Below are 13673 nucleotides of genomic sequence, written 5' to 3'. Positions count from 1 at the left end.
GCAGGTAAACGGCGCGTCAACGTGTAGGAAAAACCCTACACGGGGGCCGCGGCGTAGAATGGCGGCCATCTCTTTTGCGACAAATCCCGGAGTTCCACGATGGACAATGCCAAGATCGACCGTTTCCTGAGCGCGAAGTGGGACGACGACATCGTCCCGCAGCTGGTCGATTACATCCGCATCCCCAACAAATCGCCGATGTTCGATGCCGATTGGGTCGCCCACGGCTATATGGACGATGCGGTGCGGCTGATGGAGCGCTGGGCGCGCGCGCAGGCCATCCCGGGCCTGGTGGTCGAGGTGGTGCAGCTGGAAGGGCGCACGCCGCTGATCTATCTGGAAGTGCCGGCCACCGGTGCGGAGACCGGCGCGGACACGGTGCTGCTGTACGGGCATCTGGACAAGCAGCCGGAAATGACCGGCTGGGACGACGACCTGGGTCCGTGGACGCCGGTGCTCAAGGGCGACCGCCTGTACGGCCGCGGCGGCGCCGACGACGGCTATGCGCTGTTCGGCTCGCTGGCGGCGATCCTGGCCCTGCAGGACCAGGGCATCCCGCACGCGCGCTGCGTGGTGCTGATCGAGGCGTGCGAGGAATCGGGCAGCTACGACCTGCCCGCCTACGTCGACCACCTGGCCGAGCGCATCGGCAAGCCGTCGCTGGTGGTGTGCCTGGATTCGGGTTGCGGCAACTACGAGCAGTTGTGGTGCACGACCTCGCTGCGCGGCCTGGCCGGCGGCAACTTCAGCGTCAAGGTACTCAGCGAAGGCGTGCATTCGGGCGATGCGTCCGGCGTGGTGCCGTCCAGCTTCCGCGTGCTGCGCGACCTGCTGTCGCGGCTGGAGGACGAAGCCACCGGCAAGATCAAGATCGAGGGCCTGTATTCGGAGATTCCGGAAGAACGCCTGGCGCAGGCCAGCAAGGTCGCCGAGGTGCTCGGCGACGAGGTCTACAGCAAGTTCCCGTTCCTGCCGGGGATGACCCCGATGAACGAGGACCTGACCGAACTGGTGCTCAACCGCACCTGGCGCCCGGCTTTGTCGGTGACCGGCGCCGACGGCCTGCCGCCGCTGGCCTCGGCCGGCAACGTGCTGCGCCCGGAGACTGCGGTGAAGCTGTCGCTGCGCCTGCCGCCGACGCTGGACGGCAAGCGCGCCGGCGAACTGCTGAAGGATGTGCTGCTGCGCGATCCGCCGTACGGCGCCGAGGTGTCGCTGGCGCTGGAGAAGTCGTCCTCGGGCTGGAACGCGCCGGCGCAGTCGCAGTGGCTGACCGACGCGATCGAGGCCGCCTCGCAGGCGGCGTTCGGCAAGCCGGCGATGTACATGGGCGAAGGCGGCTCGATCCCGTTCATGGGCATGCTCGGCGAGAAGTTCCCCGGCGCGCAGTTCATGATCACCGGCGTGCTCGGCCCGCATTCCAACGCGCACGGGCCGAACGAGTTCCTGCACATCCCCATGGGCAAGCGGGTCACCGCCTGCGTGTCGAAGGTGATCGCCGAGCACCATGCCGCCAGCGTGCGCGGCGAGACCACCGGCAGCGCCGCGGTGGCCGGCGGCGAGCAGCACGGCGGGCACGGCTGCTGCTGAGCCTGCGGCGGCCGTCGGCGACGACGGCCGCCAAGCTGCGAGCCCTGCCCGCGTTGGTGCGTCGCCACGGCGTGTGCGCGAGCCGCGCCTGCACGGCCGCTTAAAGGACATCGCCGGCCGCGCCTGCATCCACACCGCATGGCGGGCGAATCTGGCACGATCCGCTTCACTTCCACGTTCGGTACGCTCCCATGCACAACCTGTTCGGCAGCGACAGCTGGCTGTACGTCATCCTGGTCGGCTTCGTGGTCGGCCTGCTGGCGCGCTTCCTGGGTCCGAGCGGCGGCCGCTCCGGCTGCCTGTTCACCGTGCTGCTCGGCATCGCCGGCGCGCTGGTGGCGGGCTGGTTCGGCCACTACATGGGCTGGTACAGCCGCGGCGAACCGGCCGGCTTCCTCGGCGCGCTGCTCGGCGCCATCGCCCTGCTCGCACTGCTGCGGCTGTTCCTCGGCAAACGCTGAGGCCGCACCGCGGCACCGGCACGGCTCGCCATGCCGACGCCGCACGTTTACGCTGTGCGGCCAATGTCCGCCGCAGCGTCCCGATGAGTTCCAGCACCGATCTTCCCGACGCGCCGGACCTGCGCGCCGTACAACGCCAGCACTGGGCGCGCGCCGCATTGGGCGACGCGCAGGCGACGCTGCAGCGCGCGTCGATCGACGCCGGCTGGCGCAGCTACTGGCGCAGCCACGGTGCCGGCGCCAGCCGCGTGCTGATGGATTCGCCCCCGGGCCTGGAGGACGTGCGCCCGTGGTTGCGCATGCACGCGCTGCTGCAGCAAGGCGGCGTGCGCGTGCCGGCGATCCTGGCGCAGGACGCGCAGGCCGGCTTCCTGCTGCTGGAGGATCTTGGCGGACCGACCCTGGCGCAGACGCTGGACGCCGCCTCGGCCGATGCCCACTTCGATGCCGCGCTCGGACAACTGTTGCGGCTGCAGGCGATCGCGCCGCCGCCGGAGCTGGGCGTGTTCGGCGAGGCGCTGCTGCAGCGCGATGCCGGCTTGTTCGAAGAGTGGTTCCTGCGCCGGCACCTGGGCCTGGCATTGGACTGCGCCGAACTCGACGCGCTCGAACTGGTGCAGCGCCGCTTGATGGACAACGCGCTGGCGCAGCCGCGGGTGCTGGTGCACCGCGACTTCATGCCGCGCAACCTGATGCCGGTCGCCGACGGCCCGGCGGTGCTGGATTTCCAGGACTGCGTGCTCGGCCCGGTCGCCTACGACCCGATCAGCCTGTTCAAGGACACCACGGTGAGCTGGCCGCTGGCGCGGGTCGATGGCTGGCTGGCGCGCTACCACGCGCGTGCGCTGCAGGCCGGGATCGCGCTACCGCCGCTGGCGCAGTTCCTGCGCGATGCGGACTGGATGGGCGTGCAGCGGCACCTGAAGAACCTGGGCATCTTCGCGCGGCTGAACTATCGCGACGGCAAGGCCTGGTACCTGGACAACGTGCCGCGCTTCATCGGCTACCTCGACGAGGTGTTGCCGCGGCACCCGCAGCTGCAACCGCTGGCGCAGCTGCTGCAGACGCGGATCAAGCCGGCGCTGGCGCAACGCGCGGCGGCCGACGCATGAAGGCGCTGATCTTCGCCGCTGGCTTCGGCGAACGCATGCGCCCGCTGACCGAACGCACGCCCAAACCGTTGCTGGCGGTGGGCGGCACGCCGCTGATCGTGTGGCACCTGCGCAAGCTGGCGGCGCTGGGCGTGCGCGAGGTGGTGATCAACACCTCGTGGCTGGCCGAGCAGTTCCCGCAGGCGCTCGGCGACGGCAGCGCGTTCGGCCTGCGCATCGCCTATTCCTACGAAGGCGCCACGCCGTTGGAGACCGGCGGCGGCATGCTGCACGCGTTGCCGCTGCTCGGGCCGGCGCCGTTCCTGCTGGTCAACGGCGACATCTGGACCGATTTCGATTTCGCGCAGCTGGCGCCGGAACCGGCCGGACTGGCGCAACTGGCGCTGGTCGATCCGCCGGCCTACGCCGCGCACGGCGATTTCGCGCTGCATGCCGATGCCACGCTGCGCAGCGACGGCGCGCCGCTGCTGACCTACGCCGGCGTGGGCGTCTATCGGCCGGAGCTGCTGCGCGACTGGCAGGCGGCATTCGCCACGCCGATTGCCGACCACGCCACGCCACCGCGCTTCGCGCTGGCGCCGATCCTGCGTGCGCACATGGCCGCCGGCCGCATCCACGGCCTGCACCATCGCGGCCGCTGGACCGATGTGGGGACGCCGCAGCGACTGGCGGAGTTGGATGGAGAGCTGGGTCGCGCGCCGGGATTGGGGATTCGGGATTCGGGATTCGGCAAAAGCTGAGTTCCAGCGACTTCACGCCCAGCGCGCACGGCGATCGAATCCGGGTTTGGAAAGCCTGCCGCCAGCCGCTTCATGCGGACGCGGGCGTGCTCAGCTTTTCCCCATTCCCGATTCCCCACTCCCCATTCCCAGCCTGCGCAAAAACGGCACCGTGACCCGCCGCTGCGCCGCCAGCGATTCGCGGTCCAGGCGTTCCAGCAGCGCGACCAGGCCGGCCAGGTCGCGGCCGGCATGGGTCAGCAGCCAGTCGATCGCCGCATCTTCCAGCACCAGCCCGCGCCGTTGCGCGCGCTCGCGCAGCACCGCGGCACGGCCGGCATCGTCCAGCGGCGACAGCGCGATGCGCGTGCATTGCGCCAGCCGCGAGCGCAGGTCGGGCAAGGTCAGCGCCAGGCCGTCGGGCATCGCCTGCGCGGTGTACAGCAGGGTCACCCCGGCGCTGCGCGCACGGTTGTGGAAATCGAACAGCGCCACTTCGTCCTCGCGCTGCCCGGCGATCGCCTCCAGCCCGTCCAGCGCGACCAGGTCGCGGCCTTCCAGCGCTTCCAGCGCGTCGCGCAGGCGCCCGGATGCGGCCTGCAGCGGTAGGTAGGCGGCACTGCGCCCAGCCTGCTCGGCGGCCGCGCACAGCGCCAGCGCCAGATGGGTCTTGCCGGTGCCGGCGGGACCGGACAGGTAGATCCAGTCCACGTCGCTGCCGTCGGCGACGGCCTGCAATTGCGCCAGCAACCCGGCCGGGGCGCCGACATAGCGATCGAAGCGCTGCTCCGGCGGATAGCGCAACGCCAACGGCAGCTGCGGCACGCTCACGGCTGGTCGGGGCTACGCGGCGGCAGTTCGATCAGCGGCGCGCGCTCGGCGCTGCCATCGAGCAGGATCGCCGATTTGTCGCCCGCATACAGCTCGCTCTGCCGGTATTGCTCGTGCAGGTAGTGCAGCAGCACGTTGGCCACCGCCGCCACCGGCAACGCCAGCAGCATGCCGAGGAAGCCGAACAGCTGGCCGCCGGCCATCACCGCGAAGATCACCGCCACCGGGTGCAGGCCGATCTTGTCGCCGACGATGCGCGGGGTCAGCACGTAGCTTTCCAGCAACTGGCCGACGGTGAACACCACGCCGACCAGGATCATCAGTTGCAGGTCGAAGCCCTTGGACTGGACCAGCGCCGCCAGGATCGCCAGCAGGATGCCGGTGGTCGCGCCCAGGTACGGGATGAAGCTGATCAGGCCGGCGACGATGCCGATCAGCAGGCCCAGGTTGAGCCCGATCAGGCTCAGCCCGCCGGCGTAGATCACTCCCAGCGCCAGCATCACCAGGAACTGGCCGCGGATGAACGCGCCCAGCACGTCGTTGGACTGCCGCGCCAGGCGGCCGACGGTGGCGACGTGGTTGCGCGGGATGGTCGCGGCCACGCGCTCGACCAGGATGTCCCAGTCGCGCAGGAAGTAGAAGGTCAGGATCGGCAGCAGCACCAGGTTCACCACCCAGGTGACCATCGCGAAGCCCGAGCGCGACAGATAGCCGAAGAAGGTCGCGGCGACGCCGCCGGCCTGCTGCCAGTGGCCGCGGATCCATTCGATCAGCCGCTCCGGATCCAGCCAGGCCATCAGCTGCAGCCCGGTCTTCTGCTCGGCCCACGGGATCGCGGTGCCGGTGAACCAGTCGCGCGCCTGCGGCAGCACGTCGATGAAGGTGACGATCTGCCGCTCCAGCATCGGCACCAGGATCAGCAGCGCCAGCACCAGCAACAGCACCATCAGCACGAACACCAGGGTGACCGCCATGTTGCGCGAACGGCCGGCGCGCTCCAGGCGATCGACCAGCGGATCGCCGAGCCAGCCCAGCAGCAGCGCCAGCACGAACGGGGTCAGAATCGGCGCCAGCAGCGCGATCACCCACAGCACGCCCAGGATCACCGCGGCCCATTTCAGGCGGCGCAGGAACTGGGCGATTTCCGCCTCGGGGGACAGCATCATTTGAGCCGGTACTCCGTGCGCTCGGTGTTGAGGATGATCGGCCCGCCCTCGACCGGCACCGTCACCGGCTGCAGCGGGCTGTCGGCGCCGAGCATGCGGTTCAGGCCGGACACGCCGCTGAGCAGGTCAAGGTCCAGTTCCAGGCGGTCGCCGCTGGCCTGGATCGGCACGATGCGCCGCACCACCGAGGTGTTCTGCAGCGCCGCGGACACGCGCAGGTAGTCGTCGGCGCTGCGGATGCCGCTGATCACCACCCTGTACACGCCGGCCGGGCCGGTGCTGGACGCCTTGGCGTAGCGCTTGACCAGCGCGTCGGCGGCACCGTCGGCGCCGGCAGCGATCGCGCGGCGCGCGTCGGCGTCGCTGGCCGACCAGCTGGACAACGTCTTGCCGCTGTCGACGAACACCCAGTCGGCGGTCCAGCCGCCGGACTTGCCGCGGTACAGCTTGCCGATCAGCTGCATCGGCGGGCTGTAGCGCGACGAGGCGCTGGCCACCGCGGCGGTGTCCTGGCGCCAGATCGCGCCGACCAGCGCCTGCTCGGCGGCGCTGCCGGTGGGCAGGCCGAGCCGGTAGCCGCGCTCGATCGCGCGGTCCAGCGCGCTGCGCGCGGCATTGGACTGCTGCACGCCGACCAGGCGCGGGCCGCTGCCGTCATCGATCGCCAGCCACAGCACCGGCTTGGGCCGCGGCTGCGGCCACAGCGGCAGGCCCAGCGCCGCGGCCAGGCCGTCGACGTCGCTCTGCCGGAAGCGCGCGATCAGGGTGGTGCGGAAGGTCGGCGCGCCGCTCGGCGAGGTGCCCTGGTCCTGGCGGTAGTCGTAGCTGTCGACGAAGTTCTTGGCGTTGCGCAGCGCCTGGGTCACCCCCGGGCGCGACATCACCGCGCGGTCGCCGGAGATCTTGCCGAGCACCACGCCCAACGCGCGCGCCACCGCGCCATTGCGGTCGGCCTCGCTCTGGCTGTTGACCGGCACCTCGGCGTCGTAGGGGCTCTGCGCGCCGGCGACGTCACCTTCGGTGCGCAGACCGGCCTGGGCCAGGGCGGCCGCGGCGGGCAGGCACAGCGCGAAAGACAGGAGTAAGGCAAGGCTGCGGCGCATCGAAGGTTCCATTGCTCGGCGTATCCGGGGCGAATTGTTGCCCGAATGCGGGCGTAGCGCCAATGCGGCCTGTTAAAATCGCCGTCTTTCCGCCGACGCCACCGCCCGTGACCACTCCCAAGACCCCCGCCGCCGCCCCGTTGACCTACCGCGACGCCGGCGTCGACATCGATGCCGGCAATGCCGTCGTCGAACGCATCAAACCCTTGGTCAAGCGCAGTTTCCGCCCCGAGGTGATGGGCGGGCTGGGCGGTTTCGGCGCGCTGTTCGACCTGTCCGGCAAGTACCGCGAGCCGGTCCTGGTGTCCGGCACCGACGGCGTCGGCACCAAGCTGAAGCTGGCGCAACAGCTGGGCCGGCACGACAGCATCGGCATCGACCTGGTCGGCATGTGCGTCAACGACGTGCTGGTGCAGGGCGCCGAGCCGCTGTTCTTCCTGGACTACTTCGCCACCGGCAAGCTCGACGTGGAGACCACGGTGGCGGTGGTCGGCGGCATCGCCCGCGGCTGCGAACTGGCCGGTTGCGCGCTGATCGGCGGCGAGACCGCGGAAATGCCCGACATGTACCCGCCGGGCGAGTACGACCTGGCCGGCTTCACCGTCGGCGCGGTGGAGAAGTCGCAGCTGCTCGACGGCGCCAAGGTGCGCCAGGGCGACGTGCTGATCGGCATCGCCTCCTCCGGCCCGCACTCCAACGGCTATTCGCTGGTCCGCCGCATCTACGACCGCGCCGGGCGCCCGGCCGAACTGCAGCTCGGCGACACCACCCTGGCCGACGCGCTGATGGCGCCGACCGCGCTGTACGTCAAGCCGATCCTGTCGCTGCTGCGCGGCGCGCACGCCGACGGCATCCACGCGATGGCGCACATCACCGGCGGCGGCCTGACCGAGAACATCATCCGCGTGATCCCCGACGGCCTGGGCCTGGACATCCGTGCCAGCGCCTGGACCCTGCCGCCGGTGTTCGAGTGGCTGCAGCGCGAAGGCGCGGTCGCCGACAGCGAGATGTGGCGCACCTTCAACTGCGGCATCGGCTTCGTGCTGGTGGCCGCGCCCGACCAGGTCGCCGCGCTGGAACGCAGCCTGGACACGCTGGGCCTGGCGCATTGGCAGATCGGCGCGGTGGTGGCGGCCGGCGCCGGCGAACGCGTGCACATCGGCTGAGCCGCATGGCGGCGGGCAAGCGCGCCTGGCTGGCGCTGACCCTGGCGGTGTTCGCCGCCAGCTGGGTGCATCCGCTGTGGCCGGCGGAACAGGCGATGCATAGTTCGCTGGCGGTGCTGGGCATCGTCTGGCTGGTCTGGCACGACCGCCGCTGGCCGCTGCGCAGCGCGCACTTCGCCGCGATCTGCGTGTTCATCAGCGTGCACAACATCGCCGCGCACTGGCTGTATTCCAACGTGCCCTACGACCAGTGGCTGCGCACGCTGAGCGGCGGTTGGTCGCCGAATGCCGCGTTCGGCTGGCAGCGCAACCACACCGACCGGCTGATCCACCTGCTGTTCGGAGTGTGCTTCGCGCCGGCGCTGCGCGAGTACGCGCGGCAGCGCTGGCCGGCGCTTTCGCCGCGGCAGGCGTTCGTGCTGGCGACGATGGCGATCATGTGCGCCAGCCTGCTCTACGAGTGGCTGGAATGGCTGATCGCACTGCTGCTGTCGCCCGAGCAGGCCGAGTCCTACAACGGCCAGCAGGGCGATCCGTGGGACGCGCACATGGACATGCTGCTGGCCACCCTGGGCTGCGCCAGCGCCTGGCCGTGGCGGCGCGCCGGCCACCCCATCCCATTGACGCGCTAGAGACCGCACGATGTCGCTGCCCCCGCCCCTGCCCACCCCGGACCTGGATCGGATGGCGTCCCTGCGCGCCGAATCGGATGTCCGCACCCTGGCGACCCTGTACGCGGTGATGGCGTGGCTGCAAGGCCTGTCGGTCCTGTTCCTGGGCGGCTTCCTGGCCTTCGGCATCCACTACGAAGCGGCCAAGACCGCGGCCGGACAGAGCGCCCACGACGCGAGCAACGGCCAGGCGGTGATCGTCATGTTCTCGGTGATGCTGGCGCTGGGGCTGGTGATGCTGCTGGCGAACGTGGCCGCCGCGTTGGCGCTGCGCCGGCGCCGCCAGCTGACGCTGTGCAAGGCCGCCGCGACGCTGGGCTGTTTCGGTTTCCCGCTGGGCACCGCGCTGGGGGTGTGGACCCTGCTGGCGCTGCAGCGCCCGGCCTGCGCCGCGCTGTTTCGGGACCCGCGCCGATGACAATCCGCCTGGCGGTGCTGGTCTCCGGCCGCGGCTCCAACCTGCAGGCCCTGCTCGATGCGATCGCCGCCGGCGCGCTGGACGCGCAGGTGGTCGGGGTGTTCAGCGACCGCGCGCAGGCGCAGGCGCTGGCCAAGGTGGCGCCGGCGCAGCGCTGGTCGGCGGCGCCGAACGGCTTCCCCGACCGCGCCGCATTCGACCAGGCGCTGGGCGACGCGGTCGCCGCCGTGCAGCCGGACTGGATCGTCTGCGCCGGCTACATGCGCATCCTCGGCGCCGGCTTCGTGCAGCGCTTCGCCGGCCGCCTGCTCAACATCCACCCCTCGCTGCTGCCCAAGTACCGCGGCCTGCACACGCACGCGCTGGCGCTGGCGGCCGGCGACACCGAACACGGCGCCAGCGTGCACTTCGTGGTGCCGGAACTGGACGCCGGCGCGGTGATCGCGCAGGCGCGGGTGCCGGTGCAGGCCGGCGACCGCGCGGAGGACCTGGCGCAACGCCTGCTGCCGCGCGAGCACCAGTTGCTGTGCGCGGTGCTGCAATTGGCCGCGGCCGGACGCCTGGCTGAACGGGATGGCAGCGTCTGGCTCGACGGTCAGTGCCGGTTTAGTCCGCTGCGCCTAGATTGCCAGGGCATGCTGATTCCCTGAATACGCCGCAGCTTCTTCAATCCCGCTGCGGCGCATCCGCGCCCCAACCCCCTTCCCTTGCAGCCGATCCCATGAAGCCCCTTCCGCGTCAGTTCGCTGTTCTAGCCGTGACCTGCCTCGGCCTGCTGGCGCCGGCCGTCGGCGTGCTGGCGCAGGCGCCCCCGCCGCAGACGGCCGCGCCGACGCCTCCCGCGCAAGCGCCGACTGCGCCTGCCGCTCCCGCACCCGCCGCCGCCGGGCTGCAGGCCGCGCCGTGGATGGCGCCGCCGCTGCAACCCTTCGTGGCCACCTATCAGGCGCTGTACAAGGGCAAGCAGGCCGGCGATGCGCGCATGGAAGTCAGTCACGGCAATGGCGACAAATGGCGCGTGGACCTGGGCGTGCAGGGCCGCAGCGGCTTCGCCAGCATCCTCGGCCTGAACATCGAGCAGAGCACGGTGTTCCGCACCCAGGACGGGCGTTACGTGCCGCAGAGCCAGAGCACGGTGAAGAAGGCGATGTTCTTCGGCAAAAAGGTCACCGGCGTCTACGACTGGAGCAAGGGCGTGGCGCGCTGGGACGGCGACCTGAAGAAGGATCGGCAGCAGCCGATCCCGCTGCAGCCCGGCGACCAGAGCGCGCTGCTGATCAACCTGTCGATCATGCGCGACGCGCAGCCGGGCAAGACTATGACCTACCGCTTCGTCGATGTCGGCCGCGTCCGCGAACACATCTACCACGCCGCCGAGCAGACCGAGACGGTGCAGGTCGGCGACATCAGCTACGACGCGCTGCGCGTGTCGCGCACCAATGGCGGCAAGAATGAGACCATTCTGTGGATCGCCAACGGTGTGCCGACGCCGGTGCGCATCCTGCAGCGCGAAGACGGCGAAGACCGCATCGACCTGCGCCTGACCGAATACCAAGGAGTCTGACCATGACACGCATCGCCCGCCCGCTGTCCGCCGTCGCCGCCGCCCTGCTGGCGCTGGCCAGCCTGCCCGCCCTGGCGCTGGAGCCGTTCAAGGCGGACTACCAGGCCAGCTACATGGGCATGCAGGCCAACGGTTTGATGACCCTGGCCAGCGAAGGCAACAACCGCTGGCGCTACAGCCTGTCGATCAAGAACCAGGTCGCCGACCTGAGCCAGAGCACCGTGTTCGAGGAAAAGGGCGGACAACTGCGCCCGCTCAGCAGCGACGACCGCTCGCTGTTCCTGATCAAGAAGAAGGCAGTGACCGCCAATTACGACTGGAGCACCGCGCAGGCGACCTGGGCCGGCGACGTCAAGCCCGACCGCCGCGGCCCGGTGAAGCTGCAGCCCGGCGACATGGACGCGCTGCTGATCAACCTGGCGATCGCGCGCGACGTCAATGCCGGCAAGACCCCCAGCTACCGCATGGTCGACGAGGGCCGCGCCAAGCCGATGACCTACAAGGTGGCCGGCAAGGAAACCATCACCGTCAACGGCAAGAGCGAGCAGGCGACCAAGGTCAGCCGCAGCGACGGCTCCAAGGAAATCATCGCCTGGATCGTGCCGGACATGCCGGTGCCGGTGCGCATCCTGCAGCGCGAGAACGGGCAGGACGCGCTGGACCTGACCATCAAGACGCTGCACTGATCGTTCGGTAACGCACGCGGCGGCCGCATTTCGCGCAGACGCTGCCACAAAAAAGGGCGGACCGGTCGGTCTGCCCTTTTTTGTTGTCCGCTCGCCAGCGGCACGCTTCGCTGCAGCCATTGGCAGCGAAGCCCCTGCACGCCTCGCGCCACCAGGCACCGCGCGCAGCGGACGCCGACGGGCGCCTGCCTGCGCAGCTGGGCAGACGAGACGGCGCCTGCGCGCCCGCCGACTTACTTCTTCGCGTCGGCGGCTGGCTTCTTGGCGTCGGCGGCTGGCTTCTTGGCGTCGGCGGCCGGTGCGAACGTGGTGCGGCAGTCCACGCGGATCTGCGTGCCGCTGTTGCGCCAATAGAAGGTGCTGCATTGGCGCGGGCCGTCCTGGCTGCGGGTCACGCCGACCGCGTAGAACGCCTGCGCGATCTCGCTGCGGCTGACCTGGCCGTCGCCGTTCCAGTCCATGTCGCGCTGTTCGATGCCCTGGGTGATGGCGATGCCCGCATACCAGGCGTAGCCGACCCAGGCCAGCACCAGGATCACCACCGCCAGCAGCACCTTGCGCCGGCGGGTAAAGCGGCCTTTGAGGATCATGCGATGCGCCGGATGGACGCGCCCAGCGCCCCCAGCTTCTCCTCGATGTTCTCGTAGCCACGGTCCAGGTGGTAGATGCGGTCGATGGTGGTGTCGCCGTCGGCGACCAGCCCGGCCAGGATCAGCGAGGCCGAGGCGCGCAGGTCGGTGGCCATCACCGGCGCGCCGCTGAGCCGCTCGTTGCCGCGCACGATCGCGGTATGGCCTTCGACCTGGATGTCCGCGCCCAGGCGCAGCAGCTCGTTGACGTGCATGAAGCGGTTCTCGAAGATCGTCTCGTTGATCACGCCGACGCCGTCGGCCACGCAGTTGAGCGCCATGAATTGCGCCTGCATGTCGGTCGGGAACGCCGGGTACGGCGCGGTGGTCAGGCTGACCGCGCGCGGGCGCTTGCCGTGCATGTCCAGGCGGATCCAGTCCGGGCCGGTCTCGATGGTGGCGCCGGCCTCGCTCAGCTTGTCGAGCACCGCGTCGAGCGTGTCGGCGCGCGCGCGGCGCACGGTGACGCTGCCGCCGGTCATCGCCGCGGCGACCAGGAAGGTGCCGGTCTCGATGCGATCGGGCAGCACCGCGTGGCGGCCGCCGGACAGGCGTTCCACGCCATGCACCACGATGCGCGAGGTGCCGGCGCCTTCGATCTTCGCGCCGAGCGCGATCAGGCAGTCGGCCAGGTCGGTGACTTCCGGCTCCATCGCCGCGTTCTCCAGCACGGTGGTGCCGTCGGCCAGGGTCGCGGCCATCAGCACGTTCTCGGTGCCGGTGACGCTGACCATGTCGAACACGTAGCGGCCGCCCTTCAGCCGCCCATTGCTGGTGGCCTTGATGTAGCCGTTCTCGACGCTGATCTCCGCGCCCAGCGCCTGCAGGCCCTTGATGTGCTGGTCCACCGGCCGCGAGCCGATCGCGCAGCCGCCGGGCAGCGACACTTCGGCCGCGCCGAACTTGGCCAGCAGCGGACCCAGCACCAGGATCGAGGCGCGCATGGTGCGCACCAGCTCGTACGGCGCGACGTGCTGGTCGACCTTGCGCGGATCCACGGTGATCGCGCTGCCGCGCGCCAGGGTGCCTTCGTCGATGGTGACTTCGGCGCCCAGTTCGCCGAGCAGCTTCACCGTGGTGATCACGTCGTGCAGCTGCGGCACGTTGGTGATCTCCACCGGCGCATCGGCCAGCAAGGTCGCGCACAGGATCGGCAGCACCGCGTTCTTGGCACCGGAAATGTTCACTTCACCGTGCAGCGCATTGCCGCCGGTCACTACGATTTTGGCCATGGGTCTCGGGGGATTCGAAAATGAGGAAACGGAAAGGAACGCGTGGACGCTGCTCAGCCAGCCTGCTCAGCCGGCCTGCTCGGGGGTCAGCGTGGTCAGCGCCAGCGCATGGATCGCCCCGCCCATCAGCTCGCCCAGCGTCGCGTACACCATGCGGTGGCGGGCCAGCGGCAGCTTGCCGGCGAAAGCTTCGCTGACCACGGTGGCCTCGAAGTGCACGCCGTCGTCGCCCTGCACCTGCACGCGCGCGCCGGGCAGGCCGGCCTCGATCAGTTTACGGATGGTTTCGGCGTCCAACGGGCTTTCCTAATAAAATGATCGGCCA

At 70.2% G+C, this 13673-nt stretch carries 16 protein-coding genes; 10 read left to right on the top strand and 6 right to left on the bottom strand.

Going from position 1 to position 13673, the window contains the following annotated elements; translation table 11 throughout:
* The first annotated feature begins 99 nt into the window (after nucleotides 1-99).
* The 4 genes from HEP75_RS06890 to murU all read left to right on the top strand — a co-directional run bounded on the left by HEP75_RS06890 (nucleotide 100) and on the right by murU (nucleotide 3903).
* Nucleotides 100-1590 (top strand): M20 family metallopeptidase, encoded by a 1491-nt coding sequence (locus HEP75_RS06890; RefSeq protein WP_185825906.1) that lies wholly within the window; start codon nucleotides 100-102, stop codon nucleotides 1588-1590.
* 191 nt (nucleotides 1591-1781) lie between these two features.
* The gene (locus HEP75_RS06885) at nucleotides 1782-2051 is read left to right on the top strand and encodes a GlsB/YeaQ/YmgE family stress response membrane protein (RefSeq protein ID WP_039956005.1); all 270 of its coding nucleotides are present in this window, start codon (nucleotides 1782-1784) and stop codon (nucleotides 2049-2051) included.
* Between the two features lie 83 nt (nucleotides 2052-2134).
* On the top strand, nucleotides 2135-3163 hold the full coding sequence (locus HEP75_RS06880; RefSeq protein WP_185822644.1) for a phosphotransferase: 1029 nt from the start codon (nucleotides 2135-2137) through the stop codon (nucleotides 3161-3163).
* Nucleotides 3160-3903, top strand: coding sequence for an N-acetylmuramate alpha-1-phosphate uridylyltransferase MurU (gene murU / locus HEP75_RS06875; protein ID WP_185825905.1), 744 nt, complete (start codon nucleotides 3160-3162; stop codon nucleotides 3901-3903). The genes HEP75_RS06880 and murU overlap by 4 nt, the downstream gene beginning before the upstream one ends.
* Nucleotides 3904-3993: 90 nt before the next feature.
* On the opposite strand, the gene hda is transcribed toward murU, so the two are convergent.
* Genes hda through HEP75_RS06860 form a run of 3 tightly spaced genes read right to left on the bottom strand, consistent with a single transcriptional unit; the run spans nucleotide 3994 to nucleotide 6994 of the window.
* The gene (gene hda, locus HEP75_RS06870) at nucleotides 3994-4713 is read right to left on the bottom strand and encodes a DnaA regulatory inactivator Hda (RefSeq protein ID WP_185822642.1); all 720 of its coding nucleotides are present in this window, start codon (nucleotides 4711-4713) and stop codon (nucleotides 3994-3996) included.
* On the bottom strand, nucleotides 4710-5879 hold the full coding sequence (locus HEP75_RS06865) for an AI-2E family transporter (RefSeq protein WP_185825904.1): 1170 nt from the start codon (nucleotides 5877-5879) through the stop codon (nucleotides 4710-4712). The genes hda and HEP75_RS06865 overlap by 4 nt, the downstream gene beginning before the upstream one ends.
* The gene (locus HEP75_RS06860; protein WP_185815740.1) at nucleotides 5876-6994 is read right to left on the bottom strand and encodes a DUF2066 domain-containing protein; all 1119 of its coding nucleotides are present in this window, start codon (nucleotides 6992-6994) and stop codon (nucleotides 5876-5878) included. The genes HEP75_RS06865 and HEP75_RS06860 overlap by 4 nt, the downstream gene beginning before the upstream one ends.
* A gap of 128 nt (nucleotides 6995-7122) precedes the next feature.
* Here HEP75_RS06860 and purM point away from each other — a divergent pair, with 128 nt between their 5' ends.
* The 6 genes from purM to HEP75_RS06830 all read left to right on the top strand — a co-directional run bounded on the left by purM (nucleotide 7123) and on the right by HEP75_RS06830 (nucleotide 11487).
* Nucleotides 7123-8148: a phosphoribosylformylglycinamidine cyclo-ligase gene (gene purM, locus HEP75_RS06855; RefSeq protein ID WP_185826525.1), complete on the top strand. Its 1026-nt coding sequence runs from the start codon at nucleotides 7123-7125 to the stop codon at nucleotides 8146-8148.
* Nucleotides 8149-8153: 5 nt separating this feature from the next.
* Nucleotides 8154-8780: a DUF2238 domain-containing protein gene (locus HEP75_RS06850; protein ID WP_185825903.1), complete on the top strand. Its 627-nt coding sequence runs from the start codon at nucleotides 8154-8156 to the stop codon at nucleotides 8778-8780.
* Nucleotides 8781-8790: 10 nt separating this feature from the next.
* Nucleotides 8791-9237, top strand: a complete 447-nt coding sequence (locus HEP75_RS06845; RefSeq protein ID WP_185815738.1) for a hypothetical protein — start codon at nucleotides 8791-8793, stop codon at nucleotides 9235-9237.
* Nucleotides 9234-9887 (top strand): phosphoribosylglycinamide formyltransferase, encoded by a 654-nt coding sequence (gene purN, locus HEP75_RS06840; protein WP_185825902.1) that lies wholly within the window; start codon nucleotides 9234-9236, stop codon nucleotides 9885-9887. Before HEP75_RS06845 ends, purN begins: the two co-directional genes overlap by 4 nt.
* Before the next feature lie 257 nt (nucleotides 9888-10144).
* Nucleotides 10145-10801 carry a DUF3108 domain-containing protein gene (locus HEP75_RS06835; protein ID WP_255424086.1) on the top strand — a complete coding sequence of 219 codons (657 nt, stop codon included), beginning with the start codon at nucleotides 10145-10147 and terminating at the stop codon, nucleotides 10799-10801.
* Nucleotides 10802-10803: 2 nt separating this feature from the next.
* Nucleotides 10804-11487 carry a DUF3108 domain-containing protein gene (locus tag HEP75_RS06830; protein ID WP_185815735.1) on the top strand — a complete coding sequence of 228 codons (684 nt, stop codon included), beginning with the start codon at nucleotides 10804-10806 and terminating at the stop codon, nucleotides 11485-11487.
* Nucleotides 11488-11720: 233 nt separating this feature from the next.
* On the opposite strand, the gene HEP75_RS06825 is transcribed toward HEP75_RS06830, so the two are convergent.
* The 3 genes from HEP75_RS06825 to HEP75_RS06815 all read right to left on the bottom strand — a co-directional run bounded on the left by HEP75_RS06825 (nucleotide 11721) and on the right by HEP75_RS06815 (nucleotide 13645).
* Complete coding sequence (locus tag HEP75_RS06825) at nucleotides 11721-12077, bottom strand: EF-hand domain-containing protein (RefSeq protein ID WP_185825900.1); 357 nt, start codon at nucleotides 12075-12077, stop codon at nucleotides 11721-11723.
* The gene (gene murA, locus HEP75_RS06820) at nucleotides 12074-13348 is read right to left on the bottom strand and encodes a UDP-N-acetylglucosamine 1-carboxyvinyltransferase (RefSeq protein WP_185815733.1); all 1275 of its coding nucleotides are present in this window, start codon (nucleotides 13346-13348) and stop codon (nucleotides 12074-12076) included. The genes HEP75_RS06825 and murA overlap by 4 nt, the downstream gene beginning before the upstream one ends.
* 66 nt (nucleotides 13349-13414) lie before the next feature.
* The gene (locus HEP75_RS06815; RefSeq protein ID WP_053840276.1) at nucleotides 13415-13645 is read right to left on the bottom strand and encodes a BolA/IbaG family iron-sulfur metabolism protein; all 231 of its coding nucleotides are present in this window, start codon (nucleotides 13643-13645) and stop codon (nucleotides 13415-13417) included.
* Nucleotides 13646-13673: the final 28 nt, after the last annotated feature.

The sequence above is a fragment of the Xanthomonas sp. SI genome (genome assembly GCF_014236855.1).
Lineage (GTDB): Bacteria > Pseudomonadota > Gammaproteobacteria > Xanthomonadales > Xanthomonadaceae > Xanthomonas_A.
The sequence above is the reverse complement of the archived record's forward strand: the minus strand, read 5'-3'. Positions and strand labels throughout refer to the sequence as shown.

Excerpts from the sequence above, each read along its gene's own strand:
- HEP75_RS06890 (WP_185825906.1), top strand. The coding sequence starts at position 100 with ATGGACAATGCCAAGATCGACCGTTTCCTGAGCGCGAAGTGGGACGAC.
- HEP75_RS06885 (WP_039956005.1), top strand. The coding sequence starts at position 1,782 with ATGCACAACCTGTTCGGCAGCGACAGCTGGCTGTACGTCATCCTGGTC.
- HEP75_RS06880 (WP_185822644.1), top strand. The coding sequence starts at position 2,135 with ATGAGTTCCAGCACCGATCTTCCCGACGCGCCGGACCTGCGCGCCGTA.
- murU (WP_185825905.1), top strand. The coding sequence starts at position 3,160 with ATGAAGGCGCTGATCTTCGCCGCTGGCTTCGGCGAACGCATGCGCCCG.
- HEP75_RS06865 (WP_185825904.1), bottom strand. The coding sequence starts at position 5,879 with ATGATGCTGTCCCCCGAGGCGGAAATCGCCCAGTTCCTGCGCCGCCTG.
- HEP75_RS06860 (WP_185815740.1), bottom strand. The coding sequence starts at position 6,994 with ATGGAACCTTCGATGCGCCGCAGCCTTGCCTTACTCCTGTCTTTCGCG.
- HEP75_RS06850 (WP_185825903.1), top strand. The coding sequence starts at position 8,154 with ATGGCGGCGGGCAAGCGCGCCTGGCTGGCGCTGACCCTGGCGGTGTTC.
- HEP75_RS06845 (WP_185815738.1), top strand. The coding sequence starts at position 8,791 with ATGTCGCTGCCCCCGCCCCTGCCCACCCCGGACCTGGATCGGATGGCG.
- purN (WP_185825902.1), top strand. The coding sequence starts at position 9,234 with ATGACAATCCGCCTGGCGGTGCTGGTCTCCGGCCGCGGCTCCAACCTG.
- HEP75_RS06835 (WP_255424086.1), top strand. The coding sequence starts at position 10,145 with ATGGCGCCGCCGCTGCAACCCTTCGTGGCCACCTATCAGGCGCTGTAC.
- HEP75_RS06830 (WP_185815735.1), top strand. The coding sequence starts at position 10,804 with ATGACACGCATCGCCCGCCCGCTGTCCGCCGTCGCCGCCGCCCTGCTG.
- HEP75_RS06825 (WP_185825900.1), bottom strand. The coding sequence starts at position 12,077 with ATGATCCTCAAAGGCCGCTTTACCCGCCGGCGCAAGGTGCTGCTGGCG.
- murA (WP_185815733.1), bottom strand. The coding sequence starts at position 13,348 with ATGGCCAAAATCGTAGTGACCGGCGGCAATGCGCTGCACGGTGAAGTG.